At 44.9% G+C, this 17,752-nt stretch carries 19 protein-coding genes; 9 read left to right on the top strand and 10 right to left on the bottom strand.

Annotation, left to right across the window (positions count from 1 at the left end; translation table 11 throughout):
• The first annotated feature begins 95 nt into the window (after positions 1–95).
• Positions 96–368 carry a DUF4031 domain-containing protein gene (locus ACTXGL_RS07200; protein ID WP_443525869.1) on the top strand — a complete coding sequence of 91 codons (273 nt, stop codon included), beginning with the start codon at positions 96–98 and terminating at the stop codon, positions 366–368.
• A gap of 75 nt (positions 369–443) precedes the next feature.
• Here the strand turns inward: ACTXGL_RS07200 and ACTXGL_RS07205 are convergent, their stop codons facing one another.
• Complete coding sequence (locus ACTXGL_RS07205) at positions 444–959, bottom strand: DUF302 domain-containing protein (RefSeq protein WP_443525871.1); 516 nt, start codon at positions 957–959, stop codon at positions 444–446.
• Between the two features lie 93 nt (positions 960–1,052).
• Positions 1,053–1,943, bottom strand: coding sequence for a LysR family transcriptional regulator (locus ACTXGL_RS07210; RefSeq protein ID WP_443525873.1), 891 nt, complete (start codon positions 1,941–1,943; stop codon positions 1,053–1,055).
• 311 nt (positions 1,944–2,254) lie between these two features.
• On the opposite strand from ACTXGL_RS07210, the gene ACTXGL_RS07215 reads away from it, so the two are divergent.
• Positions 2,255–3,364 (top strand): S-(hydroxymethyl)glutathione dehydrogenase/class III alcohol dehydrogenase, encoded by a 1,110-nt coding sequence (locus ACTXGL_RS07215; RefSeq protein WP_442967661.1) that lies wholly within the window; start codon positions 2,255–2,257, stop codon positions 3,362–3,364.
• A 128-nt stretch (positions 3,365–3,492) separates the two neighbouring features.
• On the opposite strand, the gene ACTXGL_RS07220 is transcribed toward ACTXGL_RS07215, so the two are convergent.
• Together ACTXGL_RS07220 and ACTXGL_RS07225 are read right to left on the bottom strand one after the other, a co-directional pair.
• Positions 3,493–4,188 (bottom strand): haloacid dehalogenase type II, encoded by a 696-nt coding sequence (locus tag ACTXGL_RS07220; protein WP_443525875.1) that lies wholly within the window; start codon positions 4,186–4,188, stop codon positions 3,493–3,495.
• 43 nt (positions 4,189–4,231) lie between these two features.
• Positions 4,232–4,885 (bottom strand): DsbA family oxidoreductase, encoded by a 654-nt coding sequence (locus ACTXGL_RS07225; RefSeq protein ID WP_319051329.1) that lies wholly within the window; start codon positions 4,883–4,885, stop codon positions 4,232–4,234.
• 436 nt (positions 4,886–5,321) lie between these two features.
• Here ACTXGL_RS07225 and nfsB point away from each other — a divergent pair, with 436 nt between their 5' ends.
• The 7 genes from nfsB to ACTXGL_RS07260 all read left to right on the top strand — a co-directional run bounded on the left by nfsB (position 5,322) and on the right by ACTXGL_RS07260 (position 13,333).
• Positions 5,322–5,978: an oxygen-insensitive NAD(P)H nitroreductase gene (nfsB, locus tag ACTXGL_RS07230; RefSeq protein ID WP_443525877.1), complete on the top strand. Its 657-nt coding sequence runs from the start codon at positions 5,322–5,324 to the stop codon at positions 5,976–5,978.
• A gap of 438 nt (positions 5,979–6,416) precedes the next feature.
• Complete coding sequence (locus ACTXGL_RS07235) at positions 6,417–7,088, top strand: 2Fe-2S iron-sulfur cluster-binding protein (protein ID WP_443525879.1); 672 nt, start codon at positions 6,417–6,419, stop codon at positions 7,086–7,088.
• Entirely contained in the window at positions 7,085–8,077 is a 993-nt protein-coding gene (locus tag ACTXGL_RS07240; RefSeq protein ID WP_443525880.1) for an FAD binding domain-containing protein, read from the top strand. The genes ACTXGL_RS07235 and ACTXGL_RS07240 overlap by 4 nt, the downstream gene beginning before the upstream one ends.
• A gap of 2 nt (positions 8,078–8,079) precedes the next feature.
• A complete protein-coding gene (locus tag ACTXGL_RS07245) occupies positions 8,080–10,503 on the top strand; it encodes a molybdopterin cofactor-binding domain-containing protein (protein ID WP_443525882.1) in 2,424 nt (807 codons plus the stop codon).
• Between the two features lie 109 nt (positions 10,504–10,612).
• Complete coding sequence (locus tag ACTXGL_RS07250; protein WP_443525884.1) at positions 10,613–11,986, top strand: XdhC family protein; 1,374 nt, start codon at positions 10,613–10,615, stop codon at positions 11,984–11,986.
• Positions 11,983–12,738 carry an NTP transferase domain-containing protein gene (locus tag ACTXGL_RS07255; RefSeq protein WP_443525886.1) on the top strand — a complete coding sequence of 252 codons (756 nt, stop codon included), beginning with the start codon at positions 11,983–11,985 and terminating at the stop codon, positions 12,736–12,738. The genes ACTXGL_RS07250 and ACTXGL_RS07255 overlap by 4 nt, the downstream gene beginning before the upstream one ends.
• A 34-nt stretch (positions 12,739–12,772) precedes the next feature.
• The gene (locus ACTXGL_RS07260) at positions 12,773–13,333 is read left to right on the top strand and encodes a GNAT family N-acetyltransferase (RefSeq protein WP_443525888.1); all 561 of its coding nucleotides are present in this window, start codon (positions 12,773–12,775) and stop codon (positions 13,331–13,333) included.
• Between the two features lie 18 nt (positions 13,334–13,351).
• On the opposite strand, the gene ACTXGL_RS07265 is transcribed toward ACTXGL_RS07260, so the two are convergent.
• The 6 genes from ACTXGL_RS07265 to ACTXGL_RS07290 all read right to left on the bottom strand — a co-directional run bounded on the left by ACTXGL_RS07265 (position 13,352) and on the right by ACTXGL_RS07290 (position 17,617).
• Positions 13,352–14,029, bottom strand: a complete 678-nt coding sequence (locus ACTXGL_RS07265; RefSeq protein WP_443525889.1) for a class I SAM-dependent methyltransferase — start codon at positions 14,027–14,029, stop codon at positions 13,352–13,354.
• Between the two features lie 382 nt (positions 14,030–14,411).
• Positions 14,412–15,026, bottom strand: a complete 615-nt coding sequence (locus tag ACTXGL_RS07270) for a hypothetical protein (protein WP_443525891.1) — start codon at positions 15,024–15,026, stop codon at positions 14,412–14,414.
• Positions 15,027–15,088: 62 nt separating this feature from the next.
• On the bottom strand, positions 15,089–15,718 hold the full coding sequence (locus ACTXGL_RS07275) for a hypothetical protein (protein WP_443525893.1): 630 nt from the start codon (positions 15,716–15,718) through the stop codon (positions 15,089–15,091).
• A gap of 99 nt (positions 15,719–15,817) precedes the next feature.
• Positions 15,818–16,567, bottom strand: coding sequence for a PhnD/SsuA/transferrin family substrate-binding protein (locus ACTXGL_RS07280; RefSeq protein WP_443525895.1), 750 nt, complete (start codon positions 16,565–16,567; stop codon positions 15,818–15,820).
• A gap of 3 nt (positions 16,568–16,570) precedes the next feature.
• On the bottom strand, positions 16,571–17,065 hold the full coding sequence (locus ACTXGL_RS07285) for a PAS domain-containing protein (RefSeq protein ID WP_443525897.1): 495 nt from the start codon (positions 17,063–17,065) through the stop codon (positions 16,571–16,573).
• 189 nt (positions 17,066–17,254) lie between these two features.
• Positions 17,255–17,617, bottom strand: a complete 363-nt coding sequence (locus tag ACTXGL_RS07290; RefSeq protein WP_040641606.1) for a roadblock/LC7 domain-containing protein — start codon at positions 17,615–17,617, stop codon at positions 17,255–17,257.
• Positions 17,618–17,752 lie beyond the last annotated feature (135 nt).

Consider the following 17,752-nt stretch of genomic DNA (forward strand, 5'->3'; position numbering starts at 1 on the left):
TTGTGATCAGAAATGCCCATGCCAACATTAGAGCAGTTGTTAGAGTAGAACTCGATGCAGCATGCTAATTCAGTAAATAAGTAAGAGATTGAGATATGGCGATATATGTAGATTTTGTGCAGATACCATTCAAAGGCTATAAATGGTGCCATATGCTTGCAGACAGCCTGCAAGAGCTGCATGATTTTGCGGCATTGATTGAGGTAGATGCACGCTTGTTCCACCGTAATGCCAGCTATCCTCACTATGATATTACGGTACAAATGCGCGAAAAGGCTATTGCCCAAGGCGCTATTGTTGCCGATAGGAAAAAAATTATTGAGTGTGCCAAAAAGTTAAAAGTAGAACTTAATGACCAGATAAGGTGATCTGGTCGTCGTTCATTTCGATTTTTTGAATCAATCGCTAGCGCTTTTGCCAAATTAAGTGAATAGCGAAGCGCCTTATTTTACGGCTGCCGTGCTGATGGCATCGAGTGCTTTTGAGATATTAGCAATCTCAGTATCGCAGCCTTTGATATTGTGGCGTGTCTTAAGATAGTCAGGGTTGTTGTATGACAACCATACCTGGTTACCGGCATCTTCACTGATGAGTATTTTTTGTGGTAGATCAATAGCAACGGTCTGTTCACAGTTCATCAAGGGCGTACCTGCTTTAGGGTTCCCAAACATAACAACTTGTGTGGGTCGCAATGACAGATCGACACTTTGCGCATTTTTTTGATGATCAACGCGTGCAAATACTTTCATACCTTTGCTTTCGATAACTGAGACCAGTTTATCAGCAGTAGCTTGGACAGAGTGATTGCTCTGTAAAGTGACCAAGCCTTTTTCGGCATTTATAGACGTCGCGGTTTTGGTCATAGCGCCTGTCGTATCCGTGTTATCTAATAGCGTATTGATACTGGCACAGGATGATACGGCGATTGCTAGAGCAGTGATAGAGATGATTTTTATCATAGTTATATCCTTTTAGGTTATCCATAAGTGAGTAACATCGAATAGTCATTGTGCGTAATCAATTTGGTTATTGCAACACACCTTCATAGATGACTAAGCCAGCTGCTCTGCCAAATAATCAACCAATAATCTAATCTTTGGTGATAACTGGCGGTTGTGTGGATAAATGGCCCAGATACTTTCCTCAGGCTCTCTATAATTATCCAATACGCTTATCAGCTCTCCAGACGCTAGATATTTTTGTACATAGTAGTCAGGCAACTGTACGATACCAAGCCCTTTTAGGGCTGCGTCAACCAGACTATAGCCGCTGTTATATTGTACGGTACCAGAGACGCGCAGGTTTTTTTCTTTACCTGTATCCTCACTGACACGTGGGCCAGTATCTATAAAGTGCCAGTAATCTCGAGTGCCAAGTAAGCAATTATGCTGACTGAGATCATTGAGCACTGTTGGTATCCCATGTTTATCAAGATAAGCAGGCGCTGCACAGACAAAGTTGGTACGCTGGCTGAGTTTTTTTGCCATCATTGTTGAGTCGTTTAATTTGCCAATACGAATAGCCAAATCATAACCTCCTTCAATCAAATCGATTTTTTGATTACTCAAAAAAGCACTCACTTCAATATCTTGATACTGCACCATAAAATCATTGATTAAAGGCAGCAATTGTTGCTCGCCATAAGTCACAGGTGCAGTTAGTTTGATCTTGCCTTGAGGCTTTGATTGCAAATTACTTACTGCTTGCTCAGCGGCATCTAGCCCATCGAGTACACCGCGACAATGCTGATAAAAGACGCGACCTTCTTCGGTAAGTGAGACCCTGCGCGTGGTTCGATAGAGCAGTTTGATATTCAAACGCTGCTCTAAAGCGCTGATTTGCCGACTAACTTGAGCCGTTGAGATGCCAAGCGCTTTTGCCCCTTGTGTAAAGCTCTCGTGCTCTGCCACACACACAAACTCACTGATGCCTTCCCAGCGCATGATTATTACCAATATGTAAAAGATATTTGCAAATATAGCATATTGTTATCGCCTCAGAGATAAATATAATGGTCAGCAACAATGTATAGAGATGGTGCTTTCCTTTTATAGAGGCTTGCCTATAGACAGCAGGCAAGATAAGCTCAATCTATCTTTAGTCGTCTCAGCGATGACAGTCGTAGCTATCGAGCCGAGTAGATAACCGGATGAAATAACGAAAAAGGTGTGACGGTGGTTTGCTAAGTCTGCACGACACCGCAACTCACAAATAACAATCAACTAAAAGAGAGACTCCTATGTCAGATAAATTTATCAAATCAAAAGCCGCCATCGCTTGGGCACCAAATGAGCCACTATCTATCGAAGAAGTCGACGTGATGCTACCGCGTAAAGGTGAAGTGCTGGTCAAAATCGTCGCAAGCGGCGTCTGTCACACAGATGCGTTCACCTTATCTGGTGAAGATCCAGAAGGCGTATTCCCTGCGATTTTGGGTCATGAAGGTGGTGGTATCGTTGAGCAAGTTGGCGAAGGCGTGACTAGCGTAGAAGTTGGCGACCATGTTATTCCGTTATACACAGCAGAGTGCGGCGTTTGTAAAATGTGCCGCTCAGGCAAAACCAACCTTTGCTCTGCGGTGCGCGAGACTCAAGGTAAGGGACTGATGCCAGATGGTACCACACGTTTTTACAAAGACGGCGAACCAATCTATCACTACATGGGCTGCTCAACGTTCTCTGAATATACGGTATTACCAGAAATCTCATTAGCCAAAGTTAATAAAGAAGCACCATTAGAAGAAGTTTGCTTGCTTGGTTGCGGTGTGACCACAGGCATGGGCGCAGTCATGAATACGGCAAAAGTCGAAGAAGGCGCAACCGTGGCTATCTTTGGTCTGGGTGGTATCGGACTATCAGCAGTAATTGGCGCTGCAATGGCAAAAGCCCAACGCATCATTGCCATTGATATCAACGAGAGCAAGTTTGAACTGGCCAAAAAGCTAGGTGCAACCGATTGCATTAACCCGAAAGACTATGACAAGCCGATTCAGGAAGTCATCGTTGAGCTGACCGATGGCGGGGTTGATTATTCATTTGAATGTATTGGCAATGTCGATGTCATGCGCTCGGCGCTAGAGTGCTGTCACAAAGGCTGGGGCGAGTCAGTCATCATCGGTGTCGCTGGTGCCGGGCAAGAAATCTCAACGCGTCCATTCCAGTTAGTGACAGGTCGCGTCTGGAAAGGGTCAGCATTCGGCGGTGTCAAAGGTCGCACAGAACTACCAGGGTATGTAGAGCGTTACCTTGCGGGCGAAATCCCATTGCAGGATTTCATCACGCATACGATGCCAATAGAAGATGTCAACGAAGCGTTTGACTTGATGCATAAAGGCGAGAGCATCCGTACGGTTGTCAATTTTTAAGCGTCGCTACTGATGATGATGTCAGAATCGAGTTTTTAACTTGACGACTGCACAATAAAAAAGCTGCTTCGATATTGAAGCAGCTTTTTCGTATGTTATGTCTAAACACAGGCTCTTAGCTTGGTGTATCAAGTGTTTTGCTTGCTAATGATTCGGTCCGTTAGTGTCAATAAGTCTGCTGCGGTCAGATCTGGTACGGGTACATTTGGCGCGCTCAGCATCTCATTGTAAGGCCGCGTCAAAAAGGCACCTCGGCAACCTGCCGCTTGGGCACCGATGGTATCCCAAAGGTGACAAGCAACTAAGCACAAGTCCGACGTCTCAACAGCAAGCGTATCAGCTACCATCTGGTAGGTCTCAGGCGCTGGCTTGAACTTACTAACGGTTTCAACACTAAAATGTTGTTCAAAGAACTGGCTTAGCCCTGCTTTTTCTAACGGCGTAGGAGATGGGCTACTCGCTGAGTTGGTGAGCGTCACCAGTCGGAACCCTGCCTCCCGCAAACGTGTAAGGGCAGGCGCCGCATCAGGATGAGCAGGCAGCGCGCTCATTCTTTCTTTGAACTCATTGATATCGTTGTCTGTCAGCGTCACTTGTCTGATATCAGCCACCATCTGCAATGCGCCAACACCAATCTCACCAAAAGGTGCATACAGACCAGAGAGTGTCATTGTCTGCGAATACAACACCAGCTGAGCAAACCATTCGCGTAATACTATCTGCTTACCAAAAACTCGCGTAAAAAATGGCGTAAGCGTGTCGATATCCAATAGCGTTTCATTGACATCGAACACGATAATCGAAGGAAAGTTTTTAGAAGACATAAAGTATCCCTTTTTATAATGATTTTTTATAACGACAAGTGATTTACTCAGCCATGTTAGCCAGTTGCTCTAAAATACTGACATAGTTCTCGACACCTTGAGCACCACTGACCAAATGACGTTCATTAAAGATGATCGCTGGTACACTTTGGATGCCCTGTTGTTGCCAGTGTTGTTCTTCTGCTCGTACTTCTTTTGCAAAAAACTGACCTTCTAATACCGCTAACGCTTCACTTTTATCAAGACCAGTCTCTGCTGCAATATCAGCAAGTACATGGATGTCTGAGATGTCTCTATTGTTAGTGAAGTGCGCGGTAAACAACGCTTGTTTTAAGTCATGCATGCTGCCTTGTTGATCTGCAAAATGCAGAAGCTGATGCAAATTAAAGGTATTGTGCATGCGTGTGTCGTCATTGAAGTTGAACTCAAAACCAACCTCACGACCGGCTTCGGTCATTCTGACTCGGCTCGCATCTGATTCTTGTTTGGTCGAGCCATACTTTTCGATGATGTGCTCGCGTAAGTTTTGACCCTCGTCTGGCATATTTGGGTTCAGCTCAAACGGATGCCAGTGGATAGTATGTTCTGTATTGGTTTGCTCAAGTGCTGCTGCCAATTGACGATAGCCAATGACACACCATGGGCAGACAACGTCAGAGACGATGTCTATACGGAGCGTGTTTTCTGATGGTTTCATAAGTCCTCGCAGGGATTTTTATTGGTATGTTGTGTGATAAGGCAACGACAGGGGTATGAGGGACAGTTGTCTAGATAACCCTGCTCACTGCAAAATAGGTCAGTTCATACTAAGAGAATGATCGAGTGATTACAATGTATCCTCTGCAGCCAGCGTTACCACTTAGGTAGCTTAATTGTAACTGTCACCAATGAGACAAATAAGTCTTTTGCAAACTCTGACTGGTGTCTAAGATGGTTTAAAGTATTAATAATAAAGCATATGAAAAATTAACCCATTTATCACGGTCATAAAAAGGGTGGTTGTCTGAGATGATCTTATATATGAGCAATGACAACTGATAACGTAGGCTAACAAATAAACCACGTTAATATCGGATACCTAATCAATAATAGAGCTCTAACCACAAATAAAATTTTAATTATAGGAGTCATATATGAAAAGTATCACTGAAGCAATGAAATGGCGTTACAGCACCAAAGAATTTGATACCGATAAAAAAATATCAGCAGAAGACTTTCAGAGTTTAAAGGACATTTTGCGACTCAGTCCGTCAAGCACTAATATTCAGCCTTGGCACTTTGTGATTGCTGATGATGAAGCTGGCAAAGCTCGAGTCGCCAAAGGCACTGAAGGTATGTATGAGTTTAATGATGCCAAAGTAAAAGATGCTTCGCACGTCATCGTATTCTGTAGCCGTGTCTATGCTGATGATGAGTTTTTACAGGAAATATTAGACAAAGAAGATAGTGATGGTCGCTTTGCAGAACCAAAATTCAGAGAGCAAATGCATCAAACGCGCAAAATGTTCTTGGATATTCGCCGTTATGAGCAAAAGGATGAGCCGCATTGGTTGATTGAACAGCTCTATCTCAATATGGGTGCACTGCTACTGGGAGCTGCTACTTTGGGTATTGATGCTGTGCCGATGGAAGGCGCAGATTTAAAAGCGCTTGATGAAGAGTTTGAATTACGTAGTAAGGGCTACACAGCCGTTGCCATCATCTCGCTTGGTTACCGTAGCGAAGATGATTTCAATGCTGAGTTACCCAAATCTCGCTTTGACGAAGAGACCATTATCACAAAGGCTTAGTTTATAGTGTTTGGTTCGCAACTTGTTTGTGACCACTATTCTAAATTAGCTTTTTAAGAGCCCTATAAGCTTTCGTTTATAGAGCTTTTTTTTATCAAAATTTATTCAATCTGCTGTCTTTTTCTAAGAACGTATTGCTCGCATCACAAAGTATATTGTCAGATTATCAAGCCTAAATTTGAGTACTTATAGACAACAACCAACCTATATTAGGCATCAATAGGTGGTTAATTATAGTTGATGCAAATGATTATCAATTAACCTGCAGCTATTGGTAATGCTCGCTTACAGAACTTGCTACGGTTTAAAAACTACACTGTAATAACTACAAAGTAAAAACAAAACAAGTTTTTTGGTACGTCATAATGGATTTATTGTCGCTGTAGCTACAAGGCGATCTTTTCACCCATTATATTCATCTGCCAGCGAGAAGCCAGCATGTCTACCTTGACGTTAACAATCAATAAGCAGGATTATCAGCTCGAGAATCTTGACGCCCGTACGACACTGCTCGACGTCTGTCGTCAGCATCTACAAATTACTGGACCCAAAAAAGGCTGTGATCACGGTCAATGCGGTGCTTGTACCATGCTTATCAATGGTCGCCGTGTCAACTCTTGTCTTACACTTGCCATCATGCATGATGGCGATGACATTACGACGATCGAAGGTATTGGGATGCCAGACTCGCTCTCGGCGTTGCAGCAAGCCTTTAAAGATAACGATGCTTTTCAGTGTGGGTATTGCACACCAGGACAGATTTGTTCGGCCACTGCATTAATAGAAGAAGTAAAACAAAATTGGCCAAGCCATGTGAGCACAGACTTACAACATCCTGATGGTCTACTGGTACAAGAAATCGCTGAGCGTATGAGCGGTAATATCTGTCGTTGCTCTGCCTACCCAAATATTATTAAAGCCATCTCACAAGTACTTGAAAGTGAGATGTCAGAGTCTGCTGCCCAGACCAATAACACCTCCACACAAAATTCAAGCGTGACAGGTATTTGGTCACCGCCGCCAAGCGAGACGCAACTTGGTAAAGCTTCAGCAGCCAATAAGAATACAAACAAAGAAACAGTAACTGGTACGACAGGAGGCCGCTCATGAAACGTTTTGAATACAGCCGTGCTGATGCACCAGAGCAAGCCGCAATATCTGCAAGTACCAAAGATGCTTCTTTTATCGCTGGTGGTACCAACTTATTAGATCTTATGAAACTAGAGATCGAGAGCCCAATCAAACTGGTCGATATCACCCGTTTAGAATTAGAGCAGGTTGAGACTACTGATAATGGTGGTTTACGTATTGGCACGCTAGTCACCAATAGTGATCTAGCCGCCCACCCTGACGTGATTGCCAATTATCCAGTATTGTCGCGAGCAATTTTGGCAGGGGCGACCGGTCAGCTACGTAACAAGGCGACTACAGGTGGCAATTTCTTGCAGCGTACCCGTTGCTACTATTTCTATCAAACAGACAGCGCTTGCAACAAGCGTGAACCGGGCACAGGGTGTCCTGCTATCAATGGGGAGAACCGTACTCTAGCTGTCTTAGGTACCAGTGATTCATGTATTGCTCAGCATCCATCCGATATGGCAGTGGCAATGCGCTTACTAGATGCGACGATAGAGACGGTTAAAGCAGATGGCTCGACTCGTGCTATCGATGTCAAAGACTTTTATTGTTTGCCAAAAGACACGCCGCATATCGAAAATGTATTGGAGGCAGGTGAGCTGATTACCCATGTTGTACTGCCAGCTCCTATTAAGGGTGTACATACTTATGACAAAGTACGTGACCGAGCCTCTTATGCTTTTGCACTGGTCTCTTGTGCAGCAGTGGTAGATGTTGATGACAGTGGTAAGCTGAACACAGTACGTTTGGCATTTGGTGGTATTGGTACTAGGCCATGGCGCAATGAGGCGGTTGAAGCATTATTGACAGATACCGATGGCAACAATGACGTCATCACACAGGCAGCCGATCTGCTATTGAGTGATGCCAAAGGCAATGGTCAGAACGACTTTAAAATACCATTGACGCGTCGCCTACTAAAACAAGTCATTCAGCGCGCACTAGCGGGCGAGGGAGCATAATTATGGCACTATTACAATCAATCACGCAGTCAGAACCGACCAAAAAACTGACCATGGATGAGCCTGTTGAAACGCTATTTAGCTCAACGGCAAGTAAGCTAGTCGGCAAGCCGATCAATCGTGTCGATGGCTCATTAAAAGTCAGCGGGCAAGCGCATTATAGTGCTGAGATACATCTAGACAACAAAGCGTATGGTGTCTTGGTAGGTGCGACAATTGCCAAAGGGCGAGTTAAGAGCATTGATAACGATTCGCTCAAAGGCATTCCTAATATTATTAAGGTTGTGACCGATCCTGAGCATTTTTTACGTAACTCTCAACAAGGTGGATTAAAAAAAGCACCGACGCAGGGAGCGACTGAGATTTTTTATCATGGTCAGCCCATCGCGGTAGTCATCGCTGAGACTTTCGAAGCAGCGAGAGAAGGCGCGAAGGCGCTCAAGGTTACTTATACAGACGAGACTGATCAGGCAGCATTGAACTTTACTCAAGAGCTCTCTAATGCACACGCGGTCGATGAGCAGAAAGGCTCTGACAAAAACTATGTCCAAGGTGACCCGGATAAAGGCTTAGCTGATGCGGCAGTGACCGTTGATCGCTTTTATCATACGCCAAGTCAAAACAGCTCTGCGATGGAGCCCCATGCGACGTTGGCTCATTGGGAAGACGATAAGCTAGTCCTGTATACCGCCAATCAGATGCTCGCGTCTTGCAAACAGCAGGTCATGGATGCTCTAGATTTGAACAAAGATCAGGTACAACTGATCGCACACTATGTCGGTGGTGGGTTCGGTAGTAAGCTTGGTATTGCTCCTGAATCTATTGCGGCGGCGATTGCTGCAAAAGATCTTGGTCGCCCTGTGCTGATCACTATGACGCGTCCACAAGTGATGGAGGCGACAATCAGACGCTCAAACACGCGTCAGCGTATCGCAATCGGTGCGAACAATGACGGTGTGATCGATACATTGATTCACGATACGATCTCTAGTAATTTGCCAGATGAGGCTTTCTTTGAGCCAACTGCCTTGTCTACACACTATCTATATAGTGGCAAAAACCGCCGTGTAAATTATGAAATGGTAGACATGAACCAAGTGTTATCCGGCTCAATGCGTGCGCCTGGGGAAGCGGTTGGTATGATTGCCGTTGAGTGTGCAATGGATGAGTTGGCTACCCAGTTAGCGCTTGATCCTATCGAGCTGCGTCGTCGCAATGAACCTGAAAAAGATCCTAGCAAAGACATTCCATTTTCGACACGTAAGCTGATTGAGTGTATGGAGCAAGGTGCTAAGCAGTTCGGTTGGGATAAAAGAAATGCAAAACCTGCCAGTCAGCTAGAAGGTGACTGGTGGATAGGTACAGGCATGGCTGCTGCTGCTCGCGGCAACCAATTACAGGCATCTGAAGCACGTGCAACCCTACAGGTAGATGAGTCAAAAGCACTCGGTATCAAAGCTGTTATCGAGACAGATATGACAGACATTGGTACAGGGTCTTATACGGTGTTTTCTCAGGTAGCTGCAGACCTGCTAGGACTGCCTATCGATCATGTCGAAATGAAGTTAGGTGACAGTGCATTGCCACCAGCATCAGGCTCAGGCGGTAGTTGGGGCGCTGCGAGTTCTGGTAGTAGTGTCTACCTAGCTTGCGAGCAGCTGCGTGAAATGCTAGCAGAAAAAGTTGGTCTGTATCCTGATAACATTCAGTTGGACAATGGTCAAATTAAAAAAGCAGGCGAGCATGATTTAACGGCAGTAGAAGCGGCTAAGAAGGGTGGTCAATCATTTGCTGATAGTACTATTGATAAGCTATCGCAAACTACAGGGCTTTCATTATCAGGAGAGTCGGCATCACAGGAGTATGACTTTGATAATACAGATGCTTACGCGCTTGCAGAAGTAGTCGCTGGCTATGATGAGCAAAAAGTCAGTGCTAAAGGTCAGATAAAGCCAGGCAAGAATGGCAAAAAGTATCGTCAGTCGTCGTTTGGTGCTAACTTCGCTGAAGTCGCTGTTCACAAGGTGACTGGTGAGATTCGGGTCAAGCGTATGACAGGTGCATTTGCCGCTGGTCGTATTCTTAACCACAAAACAGCAACCTCACAATGCTACGGCGGCATGGTGTTCGGTATCGGCTCAGCACTAATGGAGGAAGTTATCCATGATAAACGTGACGGTCGTCTCTGTAATCACGACCTCGCCGAGTACCATGTGCCAGTCAATGCAGACGTACCGCAGTTGGAAGTTATCTTGGTAGAAGAGGATGATCCGTATACCAACCCAATGCATATCAAAGGTATCGGTGAGACGGCTATCGCAGGTGCGGCTGCCGCGATTGCCAATGCCGTCTACAACGCTGTCGGTGTCCGTGTCTACGATTTCCCAATTACGCTCGACAAGCTGCTGTATGAGATGCCAGAGTAGTTTTATAAGTTTATATATGACGAAAACCCGCTTACTGAGCGGGTTTTTGTAAATTAATCGGTAGTATGTTTCAACATTATCAAAAAATAATCATTAAATAAGAGACGTTATGAATCAAGTCGCTGATATTCTTCAACTGGCAGGTGACGCTCAGCAGCAAGGTGTCGATGCTGTATTGGCAACGGTCGTACATACTGAGGGCTCAGCATATCGCCGTGCTGGTGCAATGATGCTCATCTGTGAAGATGGCCGCTCGGTTGGGATGATCAGTGGAGGCTGCTTGGAGCCACATATTATCAAGCGTGCCTTTTGGCTCACGCGTGACGGCGCTACTGTGCAAGTCTATCAGACCGGTGATGACGTTGAATATACCGAAAATGGTCAAGCGCAGGTTGTGATCGACAAAGAAACGAGCGACGCAGATGCTGAGGCAGACGACTTAGACGACTTAGACGACTTAGACGACTTAGACGACTTAGACGACTTAGACGACTTAGATGACTTGGATGGCCTAGACTTTGATGAGTTGAACTTTGGACTCGGTTGTAATGGACGTGTACATGTACTGTTTGAGCGTTTGGCAACAGCTGTACCATTCTTAGCCTTAGTTCGTCAGGTTCGGCGAACTCAGCAGCTGATTACGGTCGCTACTTTGATTCGTACTAAGGATTCCCAGTATCAAACGGATAGTCTAGAGAAAAGCGCTGAGCTAAGAATAGGCACGCGCATCAATCTAGAGGAATATTACAATTCGGGAAGCTTACCAGAACAAGAGGCGATAAATCCTTTGAATACGATGGTGGATATTGTAGAAAAGTTAGCAGAATACAAGCTGTCTGAGGGCAATACCGAATACGTGACCATAGAAACGAATGAGGTAACTACTGAGTGGCTCGTACAACGCTTGCAACCACAAGTGCGTTTATTAATTTGCGGCGCGGGCAATGACGTGATGCCACTGGTGACGATGGCAAAGCTACAAGACTGGCATGTGACGGTTATAGACAGCCGCACGCAATATGCGACTCGTATGCGTTTTCCTCAGGCAGATGCAGTAATGTCGTTATCTTTAGAGGATAGTGATACCTTGCTGACACTGAGTGATAATGCAGCGGTCGCTTTGATGTCTCACAGTCTGACCCAAGACCGCGCTCGCTTGGCGATACTGCTAAGACATTCGCAAAATTATAGATATTTAGGTCAGTTGGGGCCGCGTTATCGTACCGAACGCTTGATCAATGAGATAAGCGCCACTCACACACAACCTGACGTCTTGGCTGCTGGTATCCGTAAGTTGCATTATCCGATTGGCTATAAGCTAGGCGGCGATGGCCCTGAAGCTCTTGCGCTTGGCATCATGGCACAGGTGAATGCAGTCATGCATGGGCAAGCTGCATCAGTAGAAGGCTCTCACAGTGAGGGCTCGAATGTAGCAAAAAGCGTTGGTAATACGGATGCTGATATTGTGCCGAGTACCGTATGAATAGTATAGTTTTAGAAGACAATGATAGACAGGAGCAAAATCATGCGGTCATCATATTGGCAAGTGGCCTCAGTCAGCGTTTAGGACAACCTAAGCAACTACTTATTAAGAATGGCGAGCCGTTGATTAATTATATGATCCGATTGGCAGTGAGCACTAATCCGCAATCCATTGTCGTGGTGATTCCTGATAAGCATCCTGCAATTGCCAGTGCAGTCACAGAGCTGGCTATACAATATCCAGCGGTTCAAGCGGTGCTAAATTCAAAACCTGACACCGGCATGGCGGGCAGTTTGTATTTGGGTATTGAGACCATTGCTAGTTTTGAAATTGCCAGTCTTGATGCTGATTCAATCGAGAAAGTGCTTATTATGGGGATTGATCAGGTTTCATTAGATGAGTTACATCTGACCGCATTACTTGCTGGCGATCAAACCGTGGTGGCAAGTGGCTATTGTAGTTGGCAGCGTTTAGAAAAGCATCAAAATTTGGACGAAGCGGAATCTAATAAAAACTCTGCTACTAGAAAACCTGCAAACCATATCATTGGTCTACCTTTAGCAATTAACTATAAGCTGCTTAAACAATGGCAGGCAATGTTAGTAGGAGATAAAGGGTTACGATATTTGATTAGAAGGTTACCAGCCGATCAAATAGGTACAGTGATCAACGATAATCTTACCTATGATATTGATACGCCCGATCAGCTTATCTATGCCAAGCAACGAGGCTGGCTGGATGAGAAATCCTAGCGATAATAAGTATTAAGCGACCGAAATGACAAGCATGATAGAAACCGAACGACTGTACCTTAGACAGTGGCAAGCGAGTGATTTTACGCCATTCGCTGAGATGAATGCCAATCCCGAAGTAATGGAATACTTTCCTAAATTATTAACCACTTCTATGAGTAACATTATCGCCAAAAAATGCCAGACGCTGATTGAGGATAATGGATGGGGGTTTTGGGCGGTGAGTCGCAAAGACAGCTCAGATAAAAGTGATGACTTTATCGGTATGGTTGGGTTAAATGAGGTACATGCTGATATGCCATTTGCTCCTGCTGTTGAGATTGCTTGGCGCTTGCGTAGTGAGTATTGGGGACAAGGGTATGCGACAGAGGCAGCGCATGCTGCTTTGCGCTATGCTTTTGAGGTATTAGAACTTAGCGACGTCGTTGCCTTTACTGCCGTTATCAATAAACGCTCGCAAAAACTTATGGAGCGCCTTGATATGACTAACATGCAGCAAGATTTTTATCATCCTATGCTTGATGCTAAGCACCCACTTGCTGAGCATGTCCTGTACAAAATTACGCGGCAGCAATGGCAAGTCCTTAGAGCATAACGCATTCTATTTATCTGACTATTCATCTGATACGGCTGCTCTTGAAAATGTCAAAATATGCCCTTTGAACGGCAACTCTAGATAAGTCGTATTTTCAGGTTTGATGTGTTGACTACTATAGCCATACTCAATCATCTTGTTGGTCAGTTTGTTTTTGCGGCCACGGCCAGGGTCGACTACGATGACCTCACAGGTCGGTAAGGCATGGCGCTCGATAAATTCCGCCAGTATATCAATGTGCTGATCTTCATAGAGCAAGTCACTGCCAATAATCATATCAAACTTGCCAAGGTGGCTATTGTCCTCTGCCCAGTCTAAACGCTCAAAATTGATATCTTTGTTATTATTCAGCGTGGTATTTCTATCAAGGAAATACTCAACCGTTGGATGATAGTCGGTCGCTGTGATGTCCGCATGGCGATGATTGAGCAGTAGACTCGATAGCGCCATGCCGCAGCCCACCTCCAAAATCCGTTTACCCGTGATATTGTAATCGAGCATATGATTGGCCAGCACCAAACTGGACGGCCATATGACGCCAAACATCGGCCAAGACGCCGAGCAAATACCCAAATTTAACGCCTCATCATTAGGGTCGCTAAATTGTTGATTGTCACGCAAAGTGCACACATGAATGTCAGTGTTGCCAATTTCGATCGTTTGATAGCGCACGCGCACGGTGGTCAGTGAAGTCATAAACTGTCCTAAAAAAGAAGCAAGAATGCAAAGCCTGGCAGAGGGTGCCACTTTCAGTAAGGTAGGACGTTGGAGGCGATAATTTAAATCTTGGAAATGATGTAAAACTCGATTTTGTAGAAGCTGACATCTGGCAGAAATTTAATCGGCAATAAGATAAGCGTGAGAAGAGTATGCCTCAAATATTGACAAGTTATTGTTAATTCTGAAGGTATTGTTATTGCTGCATCAGCTTAGCTACAACTAAAGCATGGCATCGAAAAAAGGACGAGAAGCGTTGATGTGTGAGAATTTATAAAGAGTAATGAAAAATATTGTGCGCTTTAGTGGATATAAGCGCACGAATCTAATATGGAGTGTATCTTTGATATTTTTAATTTAATCAGCTAAGAAATTTTAGTCCAGACGTCTTGAGTGCCCATACTAGCTCTACAAAGGCGCGACTGTTGGTTAAAGGTTCACCATCGATAATAAGCACATAGCCCGCGCCATCAATCCATAAAAACACAAAGTTTGTCTCAGGAATGAGCAAATCAACTTGTTGAAAAAACGAAATCGCTTGACTCTCTACTGCCCAGCCGCGCTGTTTTTGGCGGAGCATAAAGCCCGAAAAGTCAGCGGCGGCGACACTGAGCATGTCCGCTTCTTCTTGACTGTAGCCAATCCGAGCCAGACAAAACCCTTCATCAGAGCCGATCGCTGCACGGCGTTTGCCAGACAAGCTTGCCACCACATAAGGCAAAAACTGATCTAAAGGTAAGTTGGGTGCAGGTAAAAGCAAAGACAGTTTTTCAATCCAGCCTTGCTCTATAAAGCTCTGTAGCCAGATATCAGAATAACGCTGTAACCAATCAGCAGCGAGTAGTGTCTGCCCATAAGACAATAAATCTTGTAGCGCCAACTGCTCGTCAGTCGGCTCATTTTGTGAAAACGCCTCAAAAATACCAGCAGGCGTGAGGGTTAGATAGGTTTTATCAGCATTTAAGTAAGAAGACATAGCGGCTACCGTAGTGATGAAAGGGTGACAAAAAATATTTAAGGTGATAAACAAATGATGATCTATCGTGTAGTAGAAGGTCTAATGGTTTGATCAAGATGCTGTTGGCAATTATCCCAGCGCTTATCAAACTGCCAATCACTTTTGCCCAAGCTAAACCACACTAAGGAAAATGCCAGACGATCGTTGCGTGCCGTACAATGGGCAAAAAACTCATTTTCAATTTGCTCAATGGTGCCCCAGTCTTGATTAGCACGTGCTTGCATCAACTCGCTTGTGATGTCTTTAGCGATTTCTTTGGCATCATCGCTACTGATACGCAGTCGCTGTTTCTGCTCATTGAGCGACGGCGACACTAGCACGCTCCAGCGAGTAGCAAGCATACTGTTGCGCTGAATGTAGCTCTTTTTATCAATACAATCGCGAAACCCTTGCTGGGCATCAGGATACAAACGATCCTTGATACGCGTAAAGAGATTGTTGACATCGTACGGAATATCAAACCAACACCCATAGAAAAAGTCCGCTACAGCGCCTTGTAACGGTTCTTTTTCAGTCATCAGTAAGGCGGCGTTGATGCGCTGCTCATGAAAGTGACGGTTATTGGGTGCCAAAAACACCTTGCGCGAGTAAAGTCGAAATACTCGGTGCGCCACTTTCTCATTTTTTTTAATCAGGTCTACATCAGACATCATAGTATCCTTGTATCATAGCCGTGATGGCAATAAGTGCAACAAGTCACCGCCTTATTCCGTAAAACGAAGTGCGATATCAATAAAGCGAATAAGCGATCAGTCCAATAGCGTTTGCATCAAATCAATCATAAATTCGGCATCTTCTTCGCTCATTGCCTCAAACCCCTGAGGCATACCAAGCTCAGTCAAGGCTTCTTTACCATCTGCATCGTTATGCAAATTGAGGATGGTCTCTAGGAAGATTTGCGCATCGGGAAAGTCTTCTTTGATCAGGAGTACATGACTGATATCAGCCAAGTCACTTTCGATAAGTACCGATAGCTGAGTCTTGGTCAAGCGTGAGAAGCTATGGAAGATCTCCGCTAAGAAAAAGGCAGCTTGGGCATCGCCTTTGATCACTTTTCGGGCGGCGGCTTGATAGGTCTCAGTCACATCCCAGTTGAGATCAGATTCTTCTATATCGACAGCTTCTAGCAAACGTAAGCCAATCAGCTTGACGTCGCGGTTGTCTGCCATGGCGACAGTTGCACCCGCATGGATATCTTCTAAGCAGTTGATATTGCTATTGGCCGCTGCTGCAATGACCATTTCATCAGACTTACCGATAGGTCGCGCAATGGCGCGGTAGCCTTGTTCACGTATCAGGGCGGCTGCATCAAAAGGATTGGCATAGATAATTTGAATATCACCTGCCTCAATCAATGCTTCTTGCTCAGCATGTGATGCTGGGATGTTTAGGTGCATGTTTAGGTTGGCACGTTTTTGAATCAAGGTATTGAACATATGCCAGCCTGCAAAGCGCTCAGGCGAGAAATCAGGGGCGATTAACATATTGTGTGTCGTCATGATTTAGCCTTCCTCATCTTGTTTCATTTGGGCGTACTGCAACATCGCCGCTTCGATTTTGCTGCGTGATGGCTTGCGGCGTACTGAGGTATAGCCAACGGTTTCGCCGCGGCGAACATTGGGCACGACAGTGGCATATACCCAATAGTGACTACCGTCTTTGCATAAGTTTTTGACGTAACCATGCCATTTTTGTCCAGATTCAGCGGTATCCCACAGGTCTTTATAGGCGGCTTTTGGCATATCAGGGTGGCGCAAGATAGATTGCGGTTGACCGATGAGCTCAGCAACGCTATACCCACTAATCTCGACAAAGGCATCGTTGACGTGAGTGAGGATACCGTCCAGATCGGTACGCGAGACAATCAATTTGCCGTCGGGATAAGGGCGTTCTATTCCCGTATCATAGACAGTCCGCGACGTGCCATCATAATAGGTTAGGGTGATTTGCTCAGCAGGCAGTTCAGGATTGTGTGCATCAGGGATTGGAGAACCCATGGTCATCTCCTTCGTTAGTCGTTATGTCGTCAATCCTCTATAAATTGGATACGGTGTCAGCCTTGCTTAGTCTACTACTTATAGGGCTTTCACTCGGCTTGCTTGTATTCAAATCATATTGAACCGACTATGTTTATAATAATTAAAAAGCGAATAGATAAGGCGCTTGTTAAAAGCCAAAGCCATCAATCAAATGAGTTTTGCCAAGGCTTCTGAAGCACGCTTGATGTCTAAGAATATCAAGCCAAGCTTGGCATTGGGTTTTGCCATGATGGTGAGCACTGCTTCTTCGCCTGATGAAGTCATAATCACATAGCCTTTTTCGCCTTGAATCATGATGCGATCGATACTACCGCGTGCCAATTCGCGGCCTGCACGGTCGCCCAATGATAGCAGTGCCGCTGACATCGCCCCAACACGGTCTTCGTCAACGCCAGTGGGTAGAGCTGAAGCAATCATTAGACCATCGTTAGAGATTAGGGCGGATGCTTCAACATCTGCTGATGAGCTGTTTAAGTCTTCCAATATCTGTTGAAATGAATCTGTACGCATATCGCTTTCTCTATACTGTGTGTTAATTTTCATTTATGAACTATAGTTAGCCAAAAATAACCCTGTTTAAAAAAGGGTATTATAAATCCTTACTAAAGATATTGATATAGTAAATCCCTATTTAAATTAAGGTTA

Origin of the sequence: Psychrobacter sp. T6-6, from assembly GCF_052258185.1 — a bacterium.
In the GTDB taxonomy this organism is placed as follows: domain Bacteria; phylum Pseudomonadota; class Gammaproteobacteria; order Pseudomonadales; family Moraxellaceae; genus Psychrobacter.